Source organism: Methylorubrum sp. GM97 (assembly GCF_024347855.1).
Lineage (GTDB): Bacteria > Pseudomonadota > Alphaproteobacteria > Rhizobiales > Beijerinckiaceae > Methylobacterium > Methylobacterium extorquens.
The window spans coordinates 3,495,234-3,516,780 of the sequence record NZ_AP025942.1; the positions used below are offsets into that span (position 1 = coordinate 3,495,234).

Below are 21,547 nucleotides of genomic sequence, written 5' to 3' on the forward strand. Positions count from 1 at the left end.
AAGAGCCGGCCGGGCCGGTCCCCAGCGCGGCCCGCGCGCCACCAATTTGGCCCGTCCCGGAAAAGCGCGGCCCTTCGGTCACGCGCTTAACCAAGCATTTACCAAGAATGGAAAAGGTCGTTTCAGTCCGATCCGCAGTCCGCCGCTTCACGCCTTGCGCGAAACGATGGTCCGCCGGGCACCGGAAGCCGCCGACTTCGGATCTCCGCGAGATGAAACAGACTGCCCCGATCAGCCTCGACAGCTTCGACCCGGAGGTACTCGCGGCTGCCCGCGAGGTCGCCCGGCGAGCGGGGGTGCCGCTGGAGAGCTGGATCGCCTCGGTGGCGACGCCCGACCCGTCGAAGCCGGGCCCGCGGCGGCGGCGCGCGGATGCGACGTCCCCAGCCAGGGAGGCCGGCGCGGAGCCGGCCCGGCACGTCGGAGGCCGGGCACCGGAGAAGGCGCCCACGCCCGCCTCACGGAAGGACGGGCCGCAGCACAAGCGCCGGGAAGCCACTCAGGGCGCTTCGGCCGTTGAGGCTTCCGAAACGGCATCGCTGGAAGCCTCGCTCGGCGCGATGATGCGGCGGCTCGACGCCCTCGACCGCTCGATCAGCGAGGAGCGCGAGGCCTCCAAGGCCGATGCCGCCCGGATGATCGACGAGATCGAGGCGCGGTTGACCACCGCCCGCCAGCCGGTCGCACCGGAAATGATCGCCGGACGCATCGCCGACATCGAACGCAAGATGGGCGAGATCGCCGGCCAGCTCGACACGCCCCGCCCGCTGGGTCGGCGCGGGCGCCCGCTCGCCACCGAGGTCCGCGATGCCGTCGCCGAGGTGCGCCGCCGCCAGCGCGAGCTGGAAGAGGGCATCGCCGAGTGGAACGCCGCCAGCGCGGGAGAATTGAAGGACGGGCCGCAGGATGGCCCGGCCGCACTTGCGGTGACGCCTGCCGAGGAAGGCTCCGGCCAGGAGCCGTCCCCGGCCATCGCCGAACTGCAACGCGAGACGAACCGGCTGCGCGACGCGCTCGGCAGCCTCGCCACCGGCCGCGACGTCAGCGAGCTGGAGCGGACCATGCAGGCCGTCGCCAGCGACCTTCAGCGGGCGCGTGCCCCGCAGGAGCTCGCCGCCATCGCCGCACCGGTCGAGCTGATGCGCCTCCAAGTGGAGCGGATCGCCGAAGACGTGGCGGACAACGTCCACGCCCGAATCGCGGGTGAGGTGGAGCGCTTGGCCGGGAAGGTCGATGCCGTTCTCTCCGGCGTCTTGTCCGGCCCCGCCGACCAGAGCGCCCTCGACGGCGTGTTCCGCGAACTCGACGAGATCCGCCGCCTCGTGGCGTCCCTGGCAGGGCCGGAGCGCATCCAGAGCCTCGCCCAGGGCGTGCAGGCGATCAGCGCCCAGATCACCCAGCTCCAGCGTGACGAGGATGCGGGCATCGCCACCCTCAAGCCGCTGCTGGAGGAGATCCGCGGCGAGCTGAAGGCGCCCGATTCCTCCCGCGAGCTTCCCGGCGCGCTTCTCGGACGTTTCGAGGCGCTCGCGCAGCGGCTCGACGGGGCCGAGTCGGGCTCGGTCGGCGAGCTGATCGAGCGGCTCGAAGGTGTGGCCGAAAAAGTCGATCGCGTCAGCGCGGGCGGCAGCGGGCTCGATGCCCTGGAGCGCCACGTCCTCGCCCTGGCGAGCCGGCTCGAAGCGCCGCGCGACACCGATCCGGCCGTGGCGCGCCTCGAGCGCTCCATGGGCGACCTGCTCGCCCAGGTCACGGCCCTGCGCAACGGAACCGATCTGGAGGCCACCGTCGCGCAGGCGGTCCGTGAGGCCGTGGCGGGCTCGGCCGCCCCGCTCGCGGCCGGCGGCGGTTTCGAGCTGCTGCGGGCCGATCTCGCCGAGATGCGGGCCAACCAGAAGGGCGCGGACCAGCGCCTCCAATCGACGATGGAGGGCGTCCAGTCGGTGCTGATGCGGCTGAGCGAGCAGCTCGACCGCACCATGACCTCGTCCGCGGCCCTCACCACCGCTGCCCCGCAGGAGCGCGCGCCCGTCGTGCTGTCCTCGGCCGAGCGCGTCTCGCACGAGCGCCCGGCTGCCCCGAAGACGGCTGCCAAGCCGTCGTCCGAGCCGTCGTCCCAGAACCTTGCCCGCCCGAACCGCTCCGCAACCTCCGACGAGGCCGGCGGGACGGAGGCGAGCCGCCTGTCCGACGAGTTGCTGGAGCCCGGTGCCGGCCGGCCCGGATCCGGCCGCCCGGCCGCGCCGGAGGCGAGCCCCGCCGCGACCGGCGGCGCCGACATCAAGACCAGCTTCATTGCCGCCGCGCGGCGCGCGGCGCAGGCGGCGCAGGCCGAATCGGCCACCGAAGCGCCGCTGACGGCGCGGCTGCGCGACAAGGTCGCTCCGGCCCGCATGCCGGGCGCGGAGACGACGCCCCTTTCGCGGATCCGCGGTGCTCTCGACAGCCGCCGCCGTACGCTCCTGCTCGGCCTCGCGGCCGTGGTGCTGGCGCTCGGCGCCTACCAAGCCTTCGTCGCGGGCAAGGGAACTCCGACCAGCGAACCGGCCGCGCCGGAGGCCCGTCCGGTGGCGAGTACGGCCCCGGCGGCCTCCGCCGACGCCGCCGCGAGCCGCACCGAGACCACGGCCGAGCCCGCCCAGGCGGCGGCGTCGCAGGCCCAGGCTCCGTCCGAGACGTCCCCCCAGACCGGGACATCCGCCCAGACGACGCCTGACCCGGCGACGACACAATCCATCGCCGAGCCGAAATCCGCGCCGGCCAAGCGTGGGCTGCCCCAGGTCGCGGGCATGAGCACGCTCGGCCCCGACCTCGCCGGCCTGCCGCCGGCCCTGGCCAAGCTCAAGCAGGATGCGCTCGACGGCGACGGCGCCGCGGTCTGGGAGATCGCCTCCCGCGAGGCCGAGGGCCGGGGCGTGCCGCGTGACCTCGCGGTCGCCGCCAAGCTCTACGAGCGGCTCGCGAATGCCGGCTACGCGCCGGCTCAGTTCAAGGTCGGCAACGCCTACGAGAAGGGCTCGGGCGTGGTCCGGGACATCGAGAAGGCGAAGGCCTGGTACGGCCGCGCGGCGGATCAGGGCAACATCCGCGCGATGCACAATCTCGCGGTGCTGCATGCCGAGAACCCGGCGGCCAACGGCAAGGCGGATTTCGTGACCGCCGCGAACGCCTTCCGCCGGGCGGCGGAACACGGCGTGCGCGACAGCCAGTACAACCTGGCCGTACTCTACGCCCGCGGCCTCGGTGTCGGGCAGGATCTCGTCCAGTCCTATCTCTGGTTCTCGGCCGCTGCCACGCAGGGGGACCAGGAAGCGGGCCGCAAGCGGGACGAGGTCGCCGCCAAGCTCTCGCCGAAGGATCTCACCGAAGCCAGGAGCCTCGCTGGGAGCTTCAAGGCGAAGGCCGTCGATCCGGCCGCGAACGAGGCCCCGTCCCAGAAGGCCACCGCCGCAGCGGGAATGTCCCTGATGGGCGCGCCGTCCCCGGGCATGCCGACCGCCGCTTCCCCATCGGCGCAGAAGCGGTTCGGGGTCTAAGAGGCACCCACGCCGACGAAGGCCGGCACAGCATAACGGCTTTGAAAACAGGCCGCGTTCCCTTCGGGAACGCGGCCTTTCTCATCTTCGTCTTCCGATGATCCCCGGCAACCGCCGCTGTCGAAACGGGACGGCGGAGCGGCACACCATTTCGCACGCAGGAATTGCATATCCGGCTCGCCGGGTGGGGCCAGATTCCGCGCGCTTCCGCAAAGGTGCCGCCAGCAGCCATCGCGCCATTGGGCGCAAGCGCGCGCGGCCCGCGACGCGCGCCGACATCTGTATTGTACGGGCGAGTAATGGTTTTAATCCGCGAAGATTAAGATATATTTCTACGGATTAAAATTTATCACATTATTGTGCTTTTACACACTTTGATTGCCGGATTTGCATGTTACGTGTGCTCTTGCTTGGAAATTAAGCGGCAATTGAACACGAGAGGAGCACACCATGCTGCGCTTTGCATCATACGCATCCGTCCTCCTGCTTGCGTTCGCGACCACGGTGACGCCGGTCGCGGCGCAGTCGGCCCAGCCGAAGAAGGGAACTTGGACCGCGCTGCCGTCGCAGGTCGTACCGCCGGCGCCCTCCCTCATCGCCCATGGCGGCTTCGGCGCGCTCCCGCTCGCGGCGGGCAGCCGGTCGGGCTATTGCGACATCGTGGTGAAGCGGGGCGGCGGCAATCCGACCCAGGACATGACGGGCTCGATCGGCCACGCGAAGAGCTACCAGGCCGGCGGCGGCGGCCCGGCCCGCCAGCGGGTCTGCTCGCGCTAAGCGCTTCAATGGTTGAGCAATCGGCGGCGCTCCTCGGTTCGAGGGGCGCCATTCGCGTCAGACCAGCGGTGCCATCTCCGCCTGACGCGCCGGCTTCTGCATCCCCGGCTTCTCGTAGGCCGCGACGTCGAAATCGTCGCTCGGGATGCGGACGAGGAAGCGTTCGGCCATCTCGAACATCAGGATGTCGGGGCGCACCCGCTCGACGTAACCCCAGTCGATGCTGGACGACCAGACGAAGTGCATCTCGCGGAACGTCTCGGCGAGGAAGCTGGTCAGCATGATCGGCGCGAAATGCGCGTAGGAATCCCCGAACAGCACCAGGGTGCGCGGGTCCGCCTGGGGGGAGGGGTTCCGGTAGATGACATGGGCGCCGACATGGAGGTCGCCCGCCCGGCCCTCCGCCTCGTAGGACTCGACGAGCGGGCTCGCATAGGCGCGGGACGCATCGCGATGCACCGCCCAGTTCACCACCGTCTCCCGCGGCCGGTCGGGCAGCTTGTCGCCGAGATCCCACAACCCGTCATGGGGAAAGCGCGGCCGGTCGGCGATGTCGGGCGGCGCCACGGCGCCGCAGGCCCGCAGCAGCGCCCGGCACGCGACCAGGCATCCCTCATAGGTCCAGTGCGAATCGGTGCGGCGGTAGAGCGGCTCCGCCCCGTCGCGGGCGGCGCGCAGGGGCGCGACGAGATCGACGAAACCGCTCATCCGGTCGAGACGCCGGGCCAGCCGCCGGGCCGGCGACAGGCGCGCGTCGTAGTCGAGGTCGAGGGTGCGGTCGTCGTAGACCGAGAGCTTTTCCGGCACGATGGTGTGGATGTAGCGGATGCCGAGCGCCTGGGCGCGGGCCGCACGCGCCTCGATCAGCCGCGCCCAGCGGCGCAGATGCCAACAGCCGGCGAGCGAGCGCCGGTATTGCAGGAGCACCCCGTTGGTGCCCCCGATCAGGAACAGCCATCCGTCGCGTCCCCGGTGGATGATCTCTCTGTTCCTGCGGGTCATCGCAGCTACCTAGACGTAGCTCGACCGGCTGAACAGCGCAGCCACACCACAGCCCGCCCGCTGGATACGCGGTCCGGCCGCGCCATCTTGCTCAGACCCGCGCCGGACGCCCCGGCCTCGACCGAGAGTTCAACGCGTTGCCCGAGCCCGCCCCGCTGATCCTGACCCTGCAGATGGACGAGGCGGCCTTCGCCACCTTCGACGGTTTGCGACGGCGGCATTTTCCCGAGGCGCTGAACCACATCCCCGCCCACGCGACGCTGTTCCACCACCTGCCGGGCGAAGATCCGGCGGGCGTGACCGAGACGGTGACGGCGCTCGCCCGCGCGCAGGCCGCACCGGAGGTCGCCGTGACGGGCGTGCGCTTCACCGGGCGCGGCGTCGCCTACGCGCTGGAATCGGACGCGCTGACCGCCTTCCGCCAGCGGGTCGCGGCAGCGTTCCGCGATCATCTCACGGCGCAGGACCGGCAGGGCTGGCGCCCGCACGTCACCGTGCAGAACAAGGTCGCCCCCGAGACCGCCCGCGCGCTGCATGCCGCGTTGGCCCAGGACTTCGAGCCTTCGCACTTCCGTGCACCGGGCGTGCTGCTATGGCGTTATCTCGGCGGCCCGTGGGAGCGGGTCGCAACTATCGCATTCGGGGATGCGGCATGAGACTACCCGGTATCGCCCGCACCGGCGGGGGCGCCCTCTGGCGCGGATCGTCCGCCGTCTGGGTGCGACTGCACCTCAACGAAGTCGGGCCAATGGTGTCGCTGCTTCTCGTCAGCACCCTCGGCTACGGCTTCTTCGCGCTCGCCCGCGAGGTCGGCGAAGGATCGACCGCCGCGCTCGACCGCAAGATCCTGCTCGGGTTGCGCAACCCCGCCGACCTCTCCGACCCGCTCGGGCCGGCTTGGCTAGAGGAGGCGATGCGCGACATCACCGGATGGGGCAGCGTCGTCACCATCGTCTTCCTCACGGCGGCGGCGGTGATCTACCTCGCGCTCTCCGGCCGGCGGCGCGTCGCGGTGTTCGTGCTGGCCGCCGTCGGCGGCGGCGAGGCGGTCTCGACGGTGCTCAAGCTGTTCTACCACCGCCCCCGGCCCGACCTCGTGCCGCACGGCATGGACGTGTTCACGGCGAGCTTTCCGTCGGGCCACGCGATGATGTCGGCGATCGCCTACCTCACGCTCGCGACTTTGCTCGCCCGCGTCGAGCGGCGGCACAGCGTCAAGGCGCTGATGCTGGCGCTCGGCATCGGGATGACGGTGCTGGTCGGTGTCAGCCGGGTCTATCTCGGCGTGCATTGGCCGAGCGACGTGGTGGCGGGCTGGTGCGTCGGCGCCGCCTGGGCGGCCCTGTGCTGGTTCGTCGCGCTCCAGCTCCAGCGCCGGGGCGAGGTGGAGGATCCCGATCCGACACCGGCCTCGACCGGCCCGGGCCAGCTCAAAGGAACCTCTGCGCCGGGCTGATGCGTTCCGGCCTCGTGCTCGCAAGGCACGTGATCAGCAAGGCCGGAATCCTGTCATGAGCGACGACCCTCAACTGTCCCGGCGCCTCCTGCTCGCGGGCGGTGCCGGCCTGACCGGCGCGGCCCTCGGCCTCGGCGGGGCTGCGCGGGCCGCCTCTGATGCACCGGCTCCGTCGGTGCCGGCCGATACCGGCGCGGTTCAGGGCGACCGGATCGTCTTCCCGAACTGGCGCGATGCCGGCGACGTGCCGCCCCCGCCGCCGCCCGCGCCGATGCCGCCCTCCCAGCGGGTCGGCTTCGCCATCGTCGGGCTCGGACGCCTGAGCCTGGAGGAAATCCTTCCGGCCTTCGGCGAGGCCAAGAAAGCGAAGGTCGTCGCGCTGATGTCGGGCTCGCCCGACAAGGCCAGGATCACGGCGGCGCAGTACGGCATCCCCGCCGACGCGATCTATGGTTACGACCAGTGGGACCGGCTCAAAGCCAACCCCGCGGTCAAGGCGGTCTACATCGTCACCCCGAACGGCCTGCACCGGGACAACGTGCTCGCCGCGGCGGGCGCCGGCAAGCACGTGCTGTGCGAGAAGCCGATGGCGAACAGTTCAGCCGAGGCGCAGGAGATGGTCGAGGCCTGCAACCGGGCCGGCATCAAGCTGATGATCGCCTATCGCTGCCAGTACGAGCCGTTCAACCGCGAGGTCGTGCGGCTCGCCCGCTCCGGCGAGTTCGGGCGCGTGAAGATGGTCGAGGCCTTCAACGGCCAGACCACGGCGCTGCCCGAGCAGTGGCGCCTGCGCAAGGCGCTGGCGGGCGGCGGGGCGCTGCCTGATATCGGCCTTTATTGCCTCAACGGGGTGCGGGCGCTGCTCGGCGAGGAGCCGGTCTCGATCCAGGCGCAGATCGTCACGCCCGAGAACGATCCGCGCTTCAAGGAGGTCGAGGAGAGCGTCGCCTTCACGCTCCGCTTCCCCTCCGGCGTGATCGCGCAATGCGGCACGAGCTACGGCGTCCACGAGAGCCGATCGCTCCGGGTCCACACGACGGGCGGCTCGCTCGATCTAGCCAACGCCTTCGCCTATCGCGGCCAGCGCCTCACCATCGCCCACCGCGAGGGCAGCCACGTCCAGCGCGACGAGCCGGTGCTGACGCACAAGAACCAGTTCGCGCTCGAACTCGACCACATGGCCGAGTGCATCCTTGCCGACCGCCGTCCCCGCACGCCCGGCGAGGAGGGCCTGCAGGACATGATCCTGATGGAGGCGATCTACGCCGCCGCCCGCTCCGGCCAGCCCGTCACGGTCGGCCCGCTCGCCGGAACGGGGCAGGGGGCCGATGCGACGCGGGGCCCGGCGCTGGAGGAGAAGTAACGCCGTTTCCGGTCTGTCGCTTCGGTGCAGCGCGCACTCCCTCTCCCCGTACGTGGGGAGAGGGGGGAGCCGCATCGAACTTGAGAGATTTCAACGCCTCTGCGGCGGCTCCGCTTAGTCCCCCCAGCGCACGAATAGCGCAATGGCGACGATGGCGAGCAGGGCGAGCAGCCACGCCTCGCCCACGGTCAGCGCATAGGCGAGCAGGCCGAAGAAGCCGAGGGCGATGCCGAGCATGGTCGCGACGGCGACGGGGTTCATGGCGGGCGGTTTTTATCGCTGGGATCGGGGCCCGGCGCCGTTCGCGGCGCCGGACTTCACAACTTTGAGGTAGGGCGGCGTCAGGCCGCCTGAAGGGCCGTCGCGACGCGCGCGAGCGAGGGCAAGCCCTTCACCGGGCCGATCGCGGCCAGGGTCGGGGCACCGCGCAGCAGGGCACGGCCGGCCGCGCGCACATGCTCGACCTCGACCGCATCGACCTTGGCGATCAGCTCCTGCGGCGGGATCACCCGACCCCAGGCGAGAAGCTGGCGGGCGTTGCGCTCGATGCGCCCGCCCGGCGTCTCCAGGGCGGTGAGCAGGGAGACCTTGAGCTGGGCCTTGGCCCGGGCGAGTTCGGCCGCGTCGAGCCGCTCGGCCGCCTCACGGGTGGTGGCGATGGTGACATCGACGAGTTCGGCCAGATCCGCGCCCGAGGTGCCGGCGCCGATGCCGAACAGGCCGCAATCGTTGAAGGGCCAGTGGAAGGCCTGGATGTCGTAGGCGAGCCCGCGGGTCTCGCGCACCTCGTGCCAGAGCCGCGAAGTCAGCCCGCCGCCGAGCACCTGCGAGAACAGGTGCAGCGCGTAATAGCCGTCATCGCGGAAGGAGAGACCGGGCAGGCCGAGGACGAGGTTGGCCTGTTCGAGCCGCTTCTGCATCCGCCGCTCGCCGCCGCCGTAGACGCCGGCCACGGCCGGGGGCGCCGCGACGGGCTTCAAGCCACCGAAATGGCGCTCGGCCGCCTCGACGATCTCGGCATGCTCCACCGCCCCAGCGGCGGCGAGCACCATGCGCTCGGGCACGTATTCGCGGGCGATATAGGCCTCGATCGCCGCGCGGTCGAAGCTCTGGATCGTCTCGGGCCGACCCAGGATCGGCCGACCGATCGGCTGGTCGGGGAAGGCCGTCTCGATGAAGGCGTCGTAGACGACATCGTCGGGCGTATCCTCGACCGCCGCGTATTCCTGAAGGATCACGCCCTTCTCGCGAGCGAGTTCGCCGGCGTCGAAGACCGAGCGGGTCAGGATGTCGCCGAGCACGTCGAGGGCCACGCCCGCATCCTCGCCGAGCACCCGCGCGGTGTAGCTCGTGCTCTCGGTGCTGGTGGCGGCGTTGATCTCGCCGCCGACATTCTCGATGTCCTCGGCGATCTTCCGGGCCGAGCGCGTCGCCGTGCCCTTGAAGGCCATGTGCTCGATCAGGTGGCTGAGCCCGTGCTCGTCCGGCCGTTCGTGCCGCGAGCCCGCCCCGACCCAGACGCCGAGCGTGGCCGTGGCAACGCCGGGGATCGTCTCGGTGGCGACGGTCAGGCCGTTATCGAGCCGGCTGACGGTGAGGCCGGGCGAGGCGCCGAAGGTCGAGAAATGCTGGTTCATTCGATCTCAGTGCCTGTTCGGCCCAACTCACCACGTATTTCGGAGGTGGACAAACGGTCGGTCGATCCGGTCTCCCACCCTGATCCTCATCCTGAGGTGCGGAGCAAAGCGGAGCCTCGAAGGATCGTCCAGAGATCGCGCGGGATCTGGAGGACCCTTCGAGGCCGCTTCGCGGCACCTCAGGATGAGGGGGTTGGGTTGGATGTCACGCTGTCGGTCCGTCAGTTGCCCCGGGTGATGCGGGCGTGTTCCGTGATGTAGCGCTCGATCGCGGCCTGATCGTTGGCGAGGTTCGCCACCGTCTCAGGCCGGGTCATCAGTTCGGCGAGGTGGGGCGGCAGAACCGGGCGCCCGCCGCCGGTCGCCTGCGAGACCGCATCCGGGAATTTGGCGGGGTGCGCGGTGGCCAGCGCCACGACCGGGGTGGCCGGATCCTTCTCCAGCAGCCTGCGACCGGCGCGCACGCCGATGGCGCTGTGCGGATCGAGCACGAGGCCGGTCTTGCGGAAGGTGCCCGCGATCTCTTCCACGACGTCGGGCTCGCGCACGGCGGTCGCGTCGAACTCGTTGCGCACGGTGCCCAGCACCTCGGGGCTCAGCGAGAACCCGCCCGACTGCTTCAGACCCGCCATCAGGCGGCCGAGCGCCGAGGCGTCGCGGCCCAACGCCTCGAACAGCAGCCGCTCGAAATTCGAGGAGATCTGGATGTCCATTGAGGGCGAGGTTGTCGGCTGCACGCCGCGGGGCTCGTAGGCCCCGTGCTCCAGGGTGCGGGCCAGGATGTCGTTGGCGTTGGTGCCGATCATCAGCCGCTCGATCGGCAGGCCCATCCGCTTGGCGACCCAGCCGGCGAGGACGTCGCCGAAATTGCCGGTCGGCACCGCGAACGACACCTTCCGGTGCGGGGCGCCCAAGGCCACCGCGCTCGTGAAGTAGTAGACGGTCTGCGCGGCGACGCGGGCCCAGTTGATCGAGTTGACGCCCGAGAGCTTCACCTTGTCGGCGAAGTCGCCGTGCTGGAACATCGCCTTCACGATGTTCTGGCAATCGTCGAAATTGCCGTCGATGGCGAGCGCGTGGACGTTCGGCGCGTTGACCGTGGTCATCTGCCGGCGCTGCACCTCCGAAACGCGGCCGTGCGGAAACAGGATGAACACGTCGACCTGATCGAGGCCCTTGAAGGCCTCGACCGCGGCACTGCCCGTATCGCCCGAGGTGGCGCCGACGATGGTGGCGCGGCCGCCCTTCTGGCGCAGCACGTAATCCATCAGCCGCCCGAGGAGCTGCATCGCCACGTCCTTGAACGCGAGCGTCGGCCCGTGAAACAGCTCCATCAGGAACAGGTTGTCGTCGATCTGGGTGAGCGGGCAGATCGCCGGATGGCGGAAGGTGGCGTAGGCCGCCTCAATCATCTCGTCGAGCGCGTCGTCCGGAATCTCGCCGTCGATGAGCGGGCGCAGCACGCGCTTGGCGACCTCGGCGTAGCGCATGCCGGCAAAGCCCGCGATCTCCGCACGGCTAATCTGCGGCCAGCTCTCGGGCACGTAGAGACCGCCGTCGCGGGCAAGGCCGGCGAGCAGCGCATCGGAAAAGCTCAAGGGCGCAGCGGCGCCGCGGGTCGAGACGTGCAGCAAAGATGCCTCCGGGAAGGCGCTCCCTCTACACGATCGATTCGGCCGTGTCGAAGCGGGGCCGGATCGGTTTCTCACATCTGCGGCGTCAAACCTTCTCGCCCGGCGCCTTCTTCAAGTGACAGCCGGTGATGCGCCACTGGCCATCGGCCTGACGCTGGAGCGTGTAGAGCGCGACCCAATCGATGCCGGCCTCGTCCTGAAGGCTCACGCCTTGGGCCAACTCGTCCTCGCCCGACGTCTCGGTCGCCTCGAAGCGGTAGCTGCGCGGGCGCAGGACCGGGGCGTAGCCCTTCGCCACCATGGCGATGAAGGTTTCGGCCGAGGGAAACAGGTTGCGGACCTGCGGCGCGGCCTCGGCATAGGCCGCCGCGGCGTCGCTTCGGCGGAAGGCCTCGATCTGCCGCTCGATGGTGGCGCGGGCGGCATCGCGGGCCGCGTCGTCGGCCCGGACCGCGGCCGATGTCAGGAAAACCAACAAAAAGACGGCGACGGCACGCATCGGGAGCCCTCCGCATCTCGTATTGCGAGGCTTGCCGCGGGGGCTGGTCGTCCCCCGCGCACGCTTACGATCGAGGCAACACGCGGGCCAACGCCGTCAACCGGCCTTCGGGTCCGCCGGATCGTACAGCCGTTTCCACGCGAAAACGGAGAAGACGCCGATCAGGCAGGCGGCGATGCCGAACCACGTGAAGGCGTATTGCAGGTGGTTGTTCGGCAGATCGACGCGAAGCTGTCCGCCGCGGGGCCAACTGCCGGGGTTCGGCGTCGCGTCGGCCTCGATCAGGTAGGGGGCGACGTTCGTGAGATTGCGGGCGGCGCTGATGCCGGGGATGTCGCGGGTGAACCACGCCTCCCGCTTCGGATCGGATTCCGGCACGAACAACGTGCGGGTCTCGCTCGCGCGCAGCATGCCGGTCACCGTCGCCGCGCCCGAGACCTGACCGGCGGCGCGGTCCTCGGGGCGCTTCAACTCGGTCGGCACGAAGCCGCGATTGATCAGGATGGTGGTCCCGTCGTCGCGCTTGAGCGGCGTGATGACGTAGAAACCCTGGAGCGCCCGGCCGGGCTCGCCCGGCGCCAGCCCGTGCACCAGGGTCTCCTGATCGTGCAGGAAGGTGCCGCGCGTCCGCACCCGGCTGAACTCGTCGGCCTTCGCGTCCCATTCCTCGAACGGGGGAGGGGCGGCCGGCGGCTCGGCATGCGAGCGCTCGATGATGCGGGCGATCAGCGCTTCCTTCTCGCTCTTGCGAGCCAACTGCCACGTGCCTAGGCTCAGCAGGATCGCGAGACAGACCAGGGCCGCGAGGCCCGGCGCCCACAGGCTGCGCAGGCGGGCGCTTCGCTCGGTCGAGGACAAAGCGGCCACTAGCGGAAGCGCCCCTGCGCGGCCTTGTTGGCGAACTGGACTGCCGCCAGCAGCCCCTTCAGCGGGCGCACGAGAGCCAAGCTCAAGCCGATCGCGAGGCTGCCGGCGACGAGGGCGTGGACCCAGACCGGCGGCTCGTAGGTGATCTCCATCCACAGGGCCATGCCGACGACGACGAAGCCGGTGATCGACATCACGAAGAAGGCCGGCCCGTCCGCCGAATCGAACGCGGAGAAGTCCTGGCCACAGACCTCGCAGGCCGGTTTGACGGCGAGGAAGCCCTTGAACAGGTGACCCTCGCCGCAGGCGGGGCACCGCCCGCGCAGGCCCGTCGCGATCGGGGAGGGGGGCGGATTCGTGGCGGTTCGGCTCAAAGGCTGCTCCTCGCTGTCCGCCGGTATGGTGCAACGGACGGCACGCCGCACGTGAAAAAGGGCGGCTCGCGCCGCCCTTCAGGGTTTCCGCCCGAGCAGGGCGGCGGATGCTGTCGGCTCGACCCGTTAGTGGGCCGCGCCGCCGGCGCCCGCGCCCCAGACGTAGATGGCGGCGAACAGGAACAGCCACACCACGTCGACGAAGTGCCAGTACCAAGCAGCGAACTCGAAGCCGAGATGCTGCTTCGGGGTGAAGTCACCCTGGTAGGTGCGCAGCAGACAGACGGCGAGGAAGATCGTGCCGATGATGACGTGTGCGCCGTGGAAGCCCGTCGCCATGAAGAAGGTCGCCGAGTAGATCGAGCCCGAGAAGCCGAAATGGGCGTGGGCGTACTCGTAGGCCTGGCAGGCGGTGAACAGCACACCGAGGATGATGGTCAGCCACAGGCCGTACTTCAGGCCCTTGCGGTCGCCGTGCAGCAGGGCGTGATGGGCCCAGGTCACGGTGGTGCCGGAGGTGAGCAGGATCAGGGTGTTGAGGAGCGGCAGGTGCCAGGGGTCGAACGCCTCGATGCCCTTCGGCGGCCACATGCCGCCGGTGAACTCGACGCGCTGCGGCTGGATCGGGTCGGCGGTGTAGAGCGCGGCCTCGAAATAGGCCCAGAACCACGCCACGAAGAACATCACCTCGGAGGCGATGAACATGATCATGCCGTAGCGGTGATGCAGCTGGACGACGCGGGTGTGGTCGCCGGAATTCGCCTCGTGGGTGACGTCGCGCCACCACGACAGCATCGTGTAGAGCACGCCGAGCGTGCCGGCGCCGAACACGTAGGGGCCGATGGCGAGGCCGCCCGCGGAGAGACCCTTCATCCAGAAGACGGCGCCGAACGCCATCAGGAACCCGGAGAACGCGCCCAGCAGCGGCCACGGGCTCGGGTTGATGATGTGGTAGTCGTGGTTCTTGGCGTGCGCCCCGGCCATCGCAATGGTTCTCCCTCAGCCCTTGCCCGTCACCGCCTGACGGCCGGGCCCTGTTGCCTTGGAGGTCCGGCGGGACCGGACCTCGGTTGAAAACCCTCTACTGCGGCGGTCGCGCCATTGTCACGCTTGGCCCGCCGCTTCATCCCTCAAAAGTTGCGCGTCGCGGCGGGTTTGGCCGCCTCCGCCACCGGCGCACCGTTCTTCGAAGGGTAGTAGGTGTAGGACAGCGTCATCTCCGAGAGATCGCCGATGTCCGGATCCTTGCGCAGGGCCGGATCGACGTAGAACACCAGCGGGAATTCCGCCGTCTCGCCCGGCTGCAGCGTGTGCTCGTCGAAGCAGAAGCACTGCACCTTGACGAAGTAGCTGCCCATCAGATCCGGCTGCACGTTGAACACGGCGATGCCGGCGGACGGCGCCGGGCCGGTATTCGTCACCTTGAAGAACACGGTCGCGGTCTGGCCGGGCACGGCCTCGACCCGCGATTGTTCGGGCTGGAAGCGCCAGGACAGGTTCTTCGAGACGTTGGTATCGAAGCGCACTGACACCGGAGCGAGAGCCTCGCCGGTCAGAGCGGTGGGCGCGGCGCCGACGAGCGGCGTGCCGTTGAAGCCGGTCGCCTTGCAGAACATCGAGTAGAGCGGCGCCGAAACGGCCGCGAGGCCGCCCATGCCGAGCACGACGCCCGCACAGGCGAGCACGGTCCAGCGCGTACCGCGCGCCGCCTGTTTCTGCCTCTCGCCCACATTCGTCATCGGGTTACGCCTTCAGAGCGGCCGTTGCAGGATCTGCGGTCCAAGCTTGGCGATCGTCAGCACGAAGAACAGCAGCACCAGGGCGCCGAGCGTCAGGGCGATGGCGACGGAGCGCTTGCGGCGCGTCCTGGCCTCCGCCGGCGTCAGCGGACGGATCCCGTCGGGGAGATCGGACATGGCGGGCCTCACGCTGCGACCGCGCGGAACAATCCGAGTCCCTGCTCGGCGAGCAGCGCCGAGAAGAGCAGGAACAGGTAGAGGATCGAGAAGGCGAACAGGCCCATCGCCGCCTTGCGCTCGGGCTCGCCCTCACGCAGCCGGTAGACCTGCACCGCGCCCGCCAGCATGCCGAGCCCGCCGAGCACGCCGACGACGGCGTAGAGCCAGCCGCCGAAGCCGAGCCAGACCGGCAGGAGGGCCAGCGGCGCGAGGACCAGCGAGTACCAGATGATCTGGCGGCGGGTGGAATCCGGGCCGGCGACGTTCGGCATCATCGGGATGCCGGCGCGGGCGTACTCGCCGCTCTTCACGAGCGCCAGCGCCCAGAAATGCGGCGGCGTCCAGATGAAGATGATCGCGAACAGCACCAGCGACTCGATGCCGACATGACCGGTCACGGCGGCCTGACCCACCACCGGGGGAGGGCGCCGGCGGCGCCGCCGATGACGATGTTCTGCGCGGTCGCCCGCTTCAGCCACATCGAGTAGATCACGGCGTAGAACACGATGGTGAAGGCGAGCAGCCCGGCCGCGAGCCAGTTCGAGGCCAGCCCGAGGATCAGCACCGAGCCGACCGACAGGACGATGCCGAAGGCCAGCGCCTCGTCAGGGCGGATGCGCCCGTCCGGGATCGGCCGCTTGGCGGTGCGGGTCATGAGCGCGTCGATGTCGGCGTCCCACCACATGTTGAGGCAGCCCGAGGCGCCCGCGCCAACCGCGATCATCAGCAGCGAGATCGCCGCGATCACCGGGTTCACGGTGGCGTCCGAGACCACCATGCCGACGAGCGCGGTGAAGATGACGAGCACCATCACCCGCGGCTTCAGCAGGGCGAAGAAGTCGGAAACCTCGCCCCCCGCGGCGGGGGAGAACGACGTGGTGCCGGTGTCGGCACTCAGGCTGTTCGACAGGCTCGTCATGGAAACCGTGCTCTGACGCTTGTTCTGATGTTTTCGTAGGTCTTCGGATCGCGCCGTTCGGGGCGCCGCCCTTTGCGGGAGGCCTCGCCTTAGCGGTGAGAGGCCTCCGGGAAAGAGCGAGGACCGCCGGGGCGGTCCTCGCGATCTTCGGTTTTCGTTCCGCCCTTAGTGGGCCGGCTCGTCGACGATCTTCGGGAGCGTCTCGAACTGGTGGAAGGGCGGGGGCGAGGAGAGGGTCCATTCCAGGGTGGTGGCACCCTCGCCCCACGGATTGTCCGCAGCGCGGGTCTTGGAGCGGAAGGCCAGCACGATGCCGATCACGAAGACGATCATGCTGAGGGCGAAGACGTGACCGCCCAGGGTCGCGACCTTGTGCCAGCCCGCGAAGGCCTCCGGATAGTCGGCGTAGCGACGCGGCATGCCGGCCAGACCCAGGAAGTGCATCGGGAAGAACAGGACGTTCGCACCGATGAAGGCCAGCCAGAAGTGCAGCTTGCCCGCCCATTCCGGGATGACGTGGCCGGTCATCTTCGGGAACCAGTAGTAGATACCGGCGAAGATGATGAACACGGCACCGAGCGAGAGCACGTAGTGGAAGTGCGCGACGACGTAATAGGTGTCGTGCAGGTACTTATCGACCGAGGAGTTCGCGAGCACGACGCCGGTGACGCCGCCGACCGTGAACAGGAAGATGAAGCCCACCGCCCAGTGCATCGCCGCGGTGAAGCGGATCGAACCGCCCCACATCGTCGCGATCCAGGAGAAGATCTTCACGCCGGTCGGCACCGCGATCACCATGGTCGCGAAGACGAAGTAGGACTGCGTCTGGAGCGACAGGCCGACGGTGTACATGTGGTGGGCCCACACGACGAAGCCGACGACGCCGATGGCGACCATGGCGTAGGCCATGGCGAGGTAGCCGAAGACGGGCTTGCGCGAGAAGGTGGCGATGATGTGCGAGACGATGCCGAAGGCCGGCAGGATCATCACGTACACTTCGGGGTGACCGAAGAACCAGAACAGGTGCTGGTAGAGCACCGGATCGCCGCCGCCCTCGGGGGCGAAGAAGGTGGTGCCGAAGTTACGGTCGGTGAGCAGCATCGTGATCGCACCGGCGAGAACCGGGAGCGACAGGAGCAGCAGGAAGGCGGTGACGAGCTCGGCCCAGGCGAACAGCGGCATCTTGTGCAGCGTCATGCCGGGGGCGCGCATGTTGAGGATGGTGGTGATGAAGTTGATCGCGCCGAGGATCGAGCCCGCACCGGCGAGGTGGAGCGAGAAGATCGCGAAATCGACCGCCGGGCCGGGATGGCCGGCCGAGGAGGACAGCGGCGGGTAGACGGTCCAGCCGGTGCCCGCGCCGGTGGCGCCGGGCGAACCCTCGACGAACAGCGAGCAGAGGAGGCAGGCGAAGCCCGACACCGTCAGCCAGAACGAGACGTTGTTCATCCGCGGGAAGGCCATGTCCGGCGCGCCGATCATCAGCGGGACGAACCAGTTGCCGAAGCCGCCGATGAGGGCGGGCATCACCATGAAGAACACCATGATGAGGCCGTGGCCGGTGACGAACACGTTGTAGGTCGCCGGATTGGAGAAGTACTGGAGCCCCGGCTCCTCCATCTCCATGCGGATGCCGAAGGACAGGAACGCACCGATGATGCCCGCCATGAAGGCGAAGATCAGGTAGAGCGTGCCGATGTCCTTGTGGTTCGTCGAGAGGAACCAGCGGGAGAAGAAGGAGGGCTTATGGTCGTGGTGGGCGTCATGCCCGGCATGTGCTGTGGCGGTGGCCATCGATCCTTGCCTTAATCAGATGTCTGTCGCCTCTGGCGAAGGGAGATCCGGCCGGCGCGTGCCGGCCCGGAGAAGCGTCAGCGGGCGTCCGCGAGGCGCGCGCCGTTGTCGATCGCGGCGTACTTGGTCTTCGCCTCGGTCAGCCAGTCGGCGTAGGCCTGCTCGCTGACCACGCGCACGGTGATCGGCATGTAGGCGTGACGGGCGCCGCACAGCTCGGAGCACTGGCCGTGATAGGTGCCCTCGCGGTCGGCCTTGAACCACCACTGGTTCAGGCGTCCGGGGATGGCGTCGATCTTGCCGCCGAAGGAGGGGATCGCCCAGGAGTGGATGACGTCGTCGGAGGTGACCTGCACCTTCACGACCTTGCCGACCGGGATGACCATGTCGTTGTCGGTCGCGAGCAGCTTGGGCTGCTGCTCCTCGTCGACGTTCGCGTCGAAGGTGAAGCCGCCCTTGTCGCCCTCGGCCGGGTAGACGTAGGACCAGTACCACGCGTGGCCGACGACCTTGACCACGAGGTCGGCCTTCGGGTCCGAGAGCTGCGTGCGCAGGGTGCGGAACGAGGGGATCGCCACCGCCACGAGGATCAGGACCGGGATGATGGTCCAGGCCACCTCGATCGCCGTGTTGTGCGTGGTGCGCGACGGCGTCGGATTCGTCTTCTCGTTGAACTTGAAGATGCAGTAGAGAATGAGAACGAGAACGAAGACCGAGATCGCGAAGGCGATCCAGTGCAGCCCGTGCTCGAAGTTGAGGAGGTCAGCGGCCTCGGCCGTGACCGGTATCTGACGGCTCATCTGCCACGGCTCGGGCTGACCGATACCGGCCGCGAGAGCGGAGGAGGACGAACCGAGGAGAGCGCCGAACGCGGCGAGCCCCCACGATGACCGATGTTGCGCCTGCGTCGTCCGCATGTCCCCGCTTGGCTCCCCTGGTGCCTATGGTTTGTTTGCCCTTGAATTTGCCGACGATCGTCGCAAATCCCAGAACTGCCCGATCGTATCGCGGGCCTTGCCGGTTCCGGCGTGACCGTGTCGCTGCCGGATGGGCGGTTGCGACGTAGAACCATACTGATCAAAAAACCGCAACCACAACAGCGCCCCCAAGCGTCGCTTGGACGCGGTATCAGGGTTGCGCAGCGGGCAATTTGGCTGCCTCTGGGGATACGGATGCAGGACGTCGGCGCAAAACCTGAGCAAGAAGCCGGAGATGACTTCGGGGCGGACGGCCCCGCAACGTCGGTCAAGGTCGGAACACTCGTCGTTGCCTATGACGCCCCCGAGGCGCGGCCCGATTCCCGGGCGCTGGCCGTGGAGATGCCGGTCAACGTCGTCTACGGTACCGTGCCCTACGCCGTGATGATGCTGACCCCGGCCGATCTCGAAGATTTCGCCTACGGCTTCAGCCTCACCGAGGGTGTGATCGAGGCGCCCGACGAGATCCGCGTCGTCTCGGTGGAACCGGGTGAGGGTGGCCTAAGGCTGCTGGTCGATCTCGCGCCGGGGCGGCTGCGTGAGCACCTCGCCCGCAAGCGCGCGATCAGCGGGCGCACCGGCTGCGGCGTTTGCGGCATCGAGGATCTCGCCGCCCTGCCGATTGCCCGGCCCCGCTCCGGCAAGGGCCCGCAGGTGACGCTGGCGGCGATCCAGGCGGCGCTGACCGCCCTGTCGGACCGTCAAACGCTCAACCGGGAGACGCGGGCGGTCCACGCGGCCGGCTGGGCCAACCTCGACGGCTCATTGCTGGCGGTGCGCGAGGATGTCGGCCGCCATAATGCTCTGGATAAGTGCATCGGCGCGCTGCTGCGCCAGGGCGTGCGGCCGGACGAGGGCTTTCTCGTCATCACCAGCCGCTGCTCGTTCGAGATGGCGGAAAAGGCCGCCAGCCTGGGCGCCTCGGTGCTGGTGGCGATCTCCGCCCCGACCTCGCTCGCGATCGAGCGGGCGCGCTGCCACGACATGACGCTCTGCGCCATTGCCCGCTCGGACACGCTGACCGTGTTCTCCGGCCGCGAGCGGCTGATCCTGGCCAGGGAGGAGGGCTGAGCCCGGCTTCCCAGGCGCCGAGCCCCGTTACTCGGCGCTGCCGGCCTCGCCCGTGCCGCCGGGGACGACCGTCGCCCCACCGATCACCCGCACGTTCTTGCGCGGACCGTCGGCCGGCGGATCCTGCCAGCCCTTGCCGGCGGCCGGCTTCGACTCGGCGGTCTTCGTCGCGTCCTTGGTGGGCTCCGGCTTGGCGGCGTCAGGCTTCGTTTCGGCCTTGCCAGTTTCCTTGCCAGCTTCCTTTCCGGTTTCGGGCCGGGGCTCGCCCAGCTTCGGCTCGACCGCCTTGGCTTCCTTCGTCTCCGCCTTGTTCCGCTCGGTTTTGGCCGCGGGCGTCATCGCTGGCGACGCGGGCGAACCCGACCGGAGCGAGGGCTCCGGAGCCGTCGGGGCAATGCGCGCCTGGAACGGCAGCTTGGGTGTCGGGGCGGTCCGGGTCGCCGCGCGCCGAGGCTGCTCGGAGCGGGTCGCCGCATCCGGATTGACGCCGAGCGGATTGGCGTCCGGCCGCGCGGCCGGCGGCACGCGCTCGACCCGCACCGCACCCCGCTCGCTGCCGAGCGGAGCGCTGCGCAGACCGGGAACGGAGGGGATGTCGGCGGGCGGCATGATGCGCTCGGCCTCACGGATCGGACGGCGCGGGCGCATGTCGTCTTCGGTCCAGCCGTAGCCAGGGGCCGCCGGACGGGCCCGGTCGGAGGGATAGTAGACGCCTTCGAGCGGCTCGCGCCCGATCACGTCGCCCTCGCGGGCATCGACCACGAGCCGCACCCGCTGGCCGCGCGGGCTCGTTGCCTCCACACGGTAGTTCCGCCCGTCGTAGCGCGGACGTCCGATCTCGGAGAAGCCGCGGTCCCGCAGCTCATCGACGACCTCGCGGGACGGCAACACGCCGTCATCCTCGCGGTAGACCACCCGCGGTGGCCCATAGATCTCACGATAGAAGCCCTGGGCGGCAGCGCTCTGCAGACCGGCGCCCGACAGGAGTGCGGCAACGAGGCCGAATCCGAGACCGCGACGCAGTGCCGCTCTCGTGAGTCCACCAGGGGCGTGACGGCTCGAAGCCATAGGACCTCTCGAACCAAGCTGTGCAGAAGAAGAGGAAAGTCCCGGGAGCCCGCTGTTGATCGCGGGTCCCCCGGCGTCACGGCAGACGCATCCCCGCATTCCTTCCGTGCCGGCAAGGTTTTCTAAACGGTTGATTGGGGCGACATTGCGAACCGAGCCGGAACCTGCCAGTGCCATTGTGGTGATGCGGTGCTGCCCGGCACGCCTCCGCCCGCCAAGTTCAGGCCGAGAGACGGGTGCGTTGCGCGTATCCGAGGCATGTTCAAAAGGCCGGCGGCGGTGGTCGGCGGCCCCTTGCTGGAATGAATGAAATCTGGCAACGTCCACCTATAGGACAGTAAGACTGTCCCATTTGTCGTGCTTGGCCGTCGGGCCAGCTTTGGGGATCCATCACGTGATCGACGTGACGTCCGAACGAGCTGAGAAACCGGTGACCGTCGAGGCGATCCGGGCGAGCGCCGGCTGAACAAGCCGGAGCTTCAGCCCGCGGGTTGGCGGGCGATTCCGGCAGGAAGAACCTGACCCCACCCGACTCGGTATAAAGAAGGCGGCAGCCCGGACACCGGCGGTGTACGGGCACGAAACATGCTCGCATGCGGGCAGGGTCGGAGATGT

19 protein-coding genes and 1 pseudogene are annotated in these 21,547 nt (G+C 69.3%); 6 read left to right on the plus strand and 14 right to left on the minus strand.

Features of this window, described 5'->3' with window-relative positions; all coding sequences use genetic code 11:
• Positions 1-212 precede the first annotated feature (212 nt).
• Both MSPGM_RS16230 and MSPGM_RS16235 read left to right on the plus strand, forming a co-directional pair.
• Positions 213-3,536, plus strand: a complete 3,324-nt coding sequence (locus tag MSPGM_RS16230; RefSeq protein WP_012753276.1) for a tetratricopeptide repeat protein — start codon at positions 213-215, stop codon at positions 3,534-3,536.
• Positions 3,537-3,986: 450 nt separating this feature from the next.
• The gene (locus MSPGM_RS16235) at positions 3,987-4,313 is read left to right on the plus strand and encodes a hypothetical protein (RefSeq protein ID WP_003606753.1); all 327 of its coding nucleotides are present in this window, start codon (positions 3,987-3,989) and stop codon (positions 4,311-4,313) included.
• Between the two features lie 57 nt (positions 4,314-4,370).
• Here the strand turns inward: MSPGM_RS16235 and MSPGM_RS16240 are convergent, their stop codons facing one another.
• Complete coding sequence (locus tag MSPGM_RS16240) at positions 4,371-5,315, minus strand: alginate O-acetyltransferase AlgX-related protein (protein ID WP_003606752.1); 945 nt, start codon at positions 5,313-5,315, stop codon at positions 4,371-4,373.
• A 137-nt stretch (positions 5,316-5,452) separates the two neighbouring features.
• Between MSPGM_RS16240 and MSPGM_RS16245 the strand changes: the two genes are divergently transcribed.
• The 3 genes from MSPGM_RS16245 to MSPGM_RS16255 are packed head-to-tail and all read left to right on the plus strand — an operon-like array spanning position 5,453 to position 8,134.
• The gene (locus MSPGM_RS16245; RefSeq protein ID WP_003606751.1) at positions 5,453-5,971 is read left to right on the plus strand and encodes a 2'-5' RNA ligase family protein; all 519 of its coding nucleotides are present in this window, start codon (positions 5,453-5,455) and stop codon (positions 5,969-5,971) included.
• On the plus strand, positions 5,968-6,771 hold the full coding sequence (locus MSPGM_RS16250; protein WP_003606750.1) for a phosphatase PAP2 family protein: 804 nt from the start codon (positions 5,968-5,970) through the stop codon (positions 6,769-6,771). The genes MSPGM_RS16245 and MSPGM_RS16250 overlap by 4 nt, the downstream gene beginning before the upstream one ends.
• Positions 6,772-6,826: 55 nt before the next feature.
• Complete coding sequence (locus MSPGM_RS16255) at positions 6,827-8,134, plus strand: Gfo/Idh/MocA family protein (protein WP_261925710.1); 1,308 nt, start codon at positions 6,827-6,829, stop codon at positions 8,132-8,134.
• Between the two features lie 114 nt (positions 8,135-8,248).
• Here MSPGM_RS16255 and MSPGM_RS16260 read toward each other — a convergent pair whose 3' ends face one another.
• The 12 genes and pseudogenes from MSPGM_RS16260 to coxB all read right to left on the minus strand — a co-directional run bounded on the left by MSPGM_RS16260 (position 8,249) and on the right by coxB (position 18,733).
• On the minus strand, positions 8,249-8,395 hold the full coding sequence (locus MSPGM_RS16260) for a hypothetical protein (RefSeq protein WP_004446938.1): 147 nt from the start codon (positions 8,393-8,395) through the stop codon (positions 8,249-8,251).
• 80 nt (positions 8,396-8,475) lie between these two features.
• The gene (locus MSPGM_RS16265; protein WP_004446937.1) at positions 8,476-9,771 is read right to left on the minus strand and encodes a M16 family metallopeptidase; all 1,296 of its coding nucleotides are present in this window, start codon (positions 9,769-9,771) and stop codon (positions 8,476-8,478) included.
• A gap of 221 nt (positions 9,772-9,992) precedes the next feature.
• A complete protein-coding gene (thrC, locus tag MSPGM_RS16270) occupies positions 9,993-11,405 on the minus strand; it encodes a threonine synthase (protein ID WP_004446935.1) in 1,413 nt (470 codons plus the stop codon).
• 85 nt (positions 11,406-11,490) lie between these two features.
• Positions 11,491-11,904, minus strand: a complete 414-nt coding sequence (locus MSPGM_RS16275) for a DUF4864 domain-containing protein (protein WP_004446933.1) — start codon at positions 11,902-11,904, stop codon at positions 11,491-11,493.
• Positions 11,905-12,000: 96 nt separating this feature from the next.
• Positions 12,001-12,771, minus strand: coding sequence for an SURF1 family protein (locus tag MSPGM_RS16280; RefSeq protein ID WP_004446932.1), 771 nt, complete (start codon positions 12,769-12,771; stop codon positions 12,001-12,003).
• A complete protein-coding gene (locus MSPGM_RS16285; protein ID WP_004446931.1) occupies positions 12,771-13,145 on the minus strand; it encodes a DUF983 domain-containing protein in 375 nt (124 codons plus the stop codon). Before MSPGM_RS16285 ends, MSPGM_RS16280 begins: the two co-directional genes overlap by 1 nt.
• Positions 13,146-13,271: 126 nt before the next feature.
• Complete coding sequence (locus MSPGM_RS16290) at positions 13,272-14,129, minus strand: cytochrome c oxidase subunit 3 (protein WP_004446930.1); 858 nt, start codon at positions 14,127-14,129, stop codon at positions 13,272-13,274.
• A gap of 146 nt (positions 14,130-14,275) precedes the next feature.
• Positions 14,276-14,884, minus strand: a complete 609-nt coding sequence (locus MSPGM_RS16295; RefSeq protein ID WP_004446928.1) for a cytochrome c oxidase assembly protein — start codon at positions 14,882-14,884, stop codon at positions 14,276-14,278.
• 12 nt (positions 14,885-14,896) lie between these two features.
• On the minus strand, positions 14,897-15,061 hold the full coding sequence (locus MSPGM_RS16300) for a hypothetical protein (protein ID WP_004446927.1): 165 nt from the start codon (positions 15,059-15,061) through the stop codon (positions 14,897-14,899).
• Between the two features lie 8 nt (positions 15,062-15,069).
• Positions 15,070-16,022: pseudogene (locus MSPGM_RS16305) on the minus strand (heme o synthase).
• A 165-nt stretch (positions 16,023-16,187) separates the two neighbouring features.
• Entirely contained in the window at positions 16,188-17,816 is a 1,629-nt protein-coding gene (ctaD, locus tag MSPGM_RS16310; protein WP_004446924.1) for a cytochrome c oxidase subunit I, read from the minus strand.
• Between the two features lie 77 nt (positions 17,817-17,893).
• Positions 17,894-18,733: a cytochrome c oxidase subunit II gene (gene coxB / locus MSPGM_RS16315; protein WP_012254534.1), complete on the minus strand. Its 840-nt coding sequence runs from the start codon at positions 18,731-18,733 to the stop codon at positions 17,894-17,896.
• Positions 18,734-18,988: 255 nt separating this feature from the next.
• Here coxB and fdhD point away from each other — a divergent pair, with 255 nt between their 5' ends.
• Entirely contained in the window at positions 18,989-19,864 is an 876-nt protein-coding gene (gene fdhD / locus MSPGM_RS16320; protein WP_261925711.1) for a formate dehydrogenase accessory sulfurtransferase FdhD, read from the plus strand.
• A gap of 27 nt (positions 19,865-19,891) precedes the next feature.
• Here fdhD and MSPGM_RS16325 read toward each other — a convergent pair whose 3' ends face one another.
• Positions 19,892-20,932: a hypothetical protein gene (locus MSPGM_RS16325; protein WP_003600829.1), complete on the minus strand. Its 1,041-nt coding sequence runs from the start codon at positions 20,930-20,932 to the stop codon at positions 19,892-19,894.
• Positions 20,933-21,547 lie beyond the last annotated feature (615 nt).

Excerpts from the sequence above, each read along its gene's own strand:
- MSPGM_RS16230 (WP_012753276.1), top strand. The coding sequence starts at position 213 with ATGAAACAGACTGCCCCGATCAGCCTCGACAGCTTCGACCCGGAGGTA.
- MSPGM_RS16235 (WP_003606753.1), top strand. The coding sequence starts at position 3,987 with ATGCTGCGCTTTGCATCATACGCATCCGTCCTCCTGCTTGCGTTCGCG.
- MSPGM_RS16240 (WP_003606752.1), bottom strand. The coding sequence starts at position 5,315 with ATGACCCGCAGGAACAGAGAGATCATCCACCGGGGACGCGACGGATGG.
- MSPGM_RS16250 (WP_003606750.1), top strand. The coding sequence starts at position 5,968 with ATGAGACTACCCGGTATCGCCCGCACCGGCGGGGGCGCCCTCTGGCGC.
- MSPGM_RS16255 (WP_261925710.1), top strand. The coding sequence starts at position 6,827 with ATGAGCGACGACCCTCAACTGTCCCGGCGCCTCCTGCTCGCGGGCGGT.
- MSPGM_RS16260 (WP_004446938.1), bottom strand. The coding sequence starts at position 8,395 with ATGAACCCCGTCGCCGTCGCGACCATGCTCGGCATCGCCCTCGGCTTC.
- MSPGM_RS16265 (WP_004446937.1), bottom strand. The coding sequence starts at position 9,771 with ATGAACCAGCATTTCTCGACCTTCGGCGCCTCGCCCGGCCTCACCGTC.
- MSPGM_RS16275 (WP_004446933.1), bottom strand. The coding sequence starts at position 11,904 with ATGCGTGCCGTCGCCGTCTTTTTGTTGGTTTTCCTGACATCGGCCGCG.
- MSPGM_RS16290 (WP_004446930.1), bottom strand. The coding sequence starts at position 14,129 with ATGGCCGGGGCGCACGCCAAGAACCACGACTACCACATCATCAACCCG.
- MSPGM_RS16295 (WP_004446928.1), bottom strand. The coding sequence starts at position 14,884 with ATGACGAATGTGGGCGAGAGGCAGAAACAGGCGGCGCGCGGTACGCGC.
- MSPGM_RS16300 (WP_004446927.1), bottom strand. The coding sequence starts at position 15,061 with ATGTCCGATCTCCCCGACGGGATCCGTCCGCTGACGCCGGCGGAGGCC.
- ctaD (WP_004446924.1), bottom strand. The coding sequence starts at position 17,816 with ATGGCCACCGCCACAGCACATGCCGGGCATGACGCCCACCACGACCAT.
- coxB (WP_012254534.1), bottom strand. The coding sequence starts at position 18,733 with ATGCGGACGACGCAGGCGCAACATCGGTCATCGTGGGGGCTCGCCGCG.
- fdhD (WP_261925711.1), top strand. The coding sequence starts at position 18,989 with ATGCAGGACGTCGGCGCAAAACCTGAGCAAGAAGCCGGAGATGACTTC.
- MSPGM_RS16325 (WP_003600829.1), bottom strand. The coding sequence starts at position 20,932 with ATGGCTTCGAGCCGTCACGCCCCTGGTGGACTCACGAGAGCGGCACTG.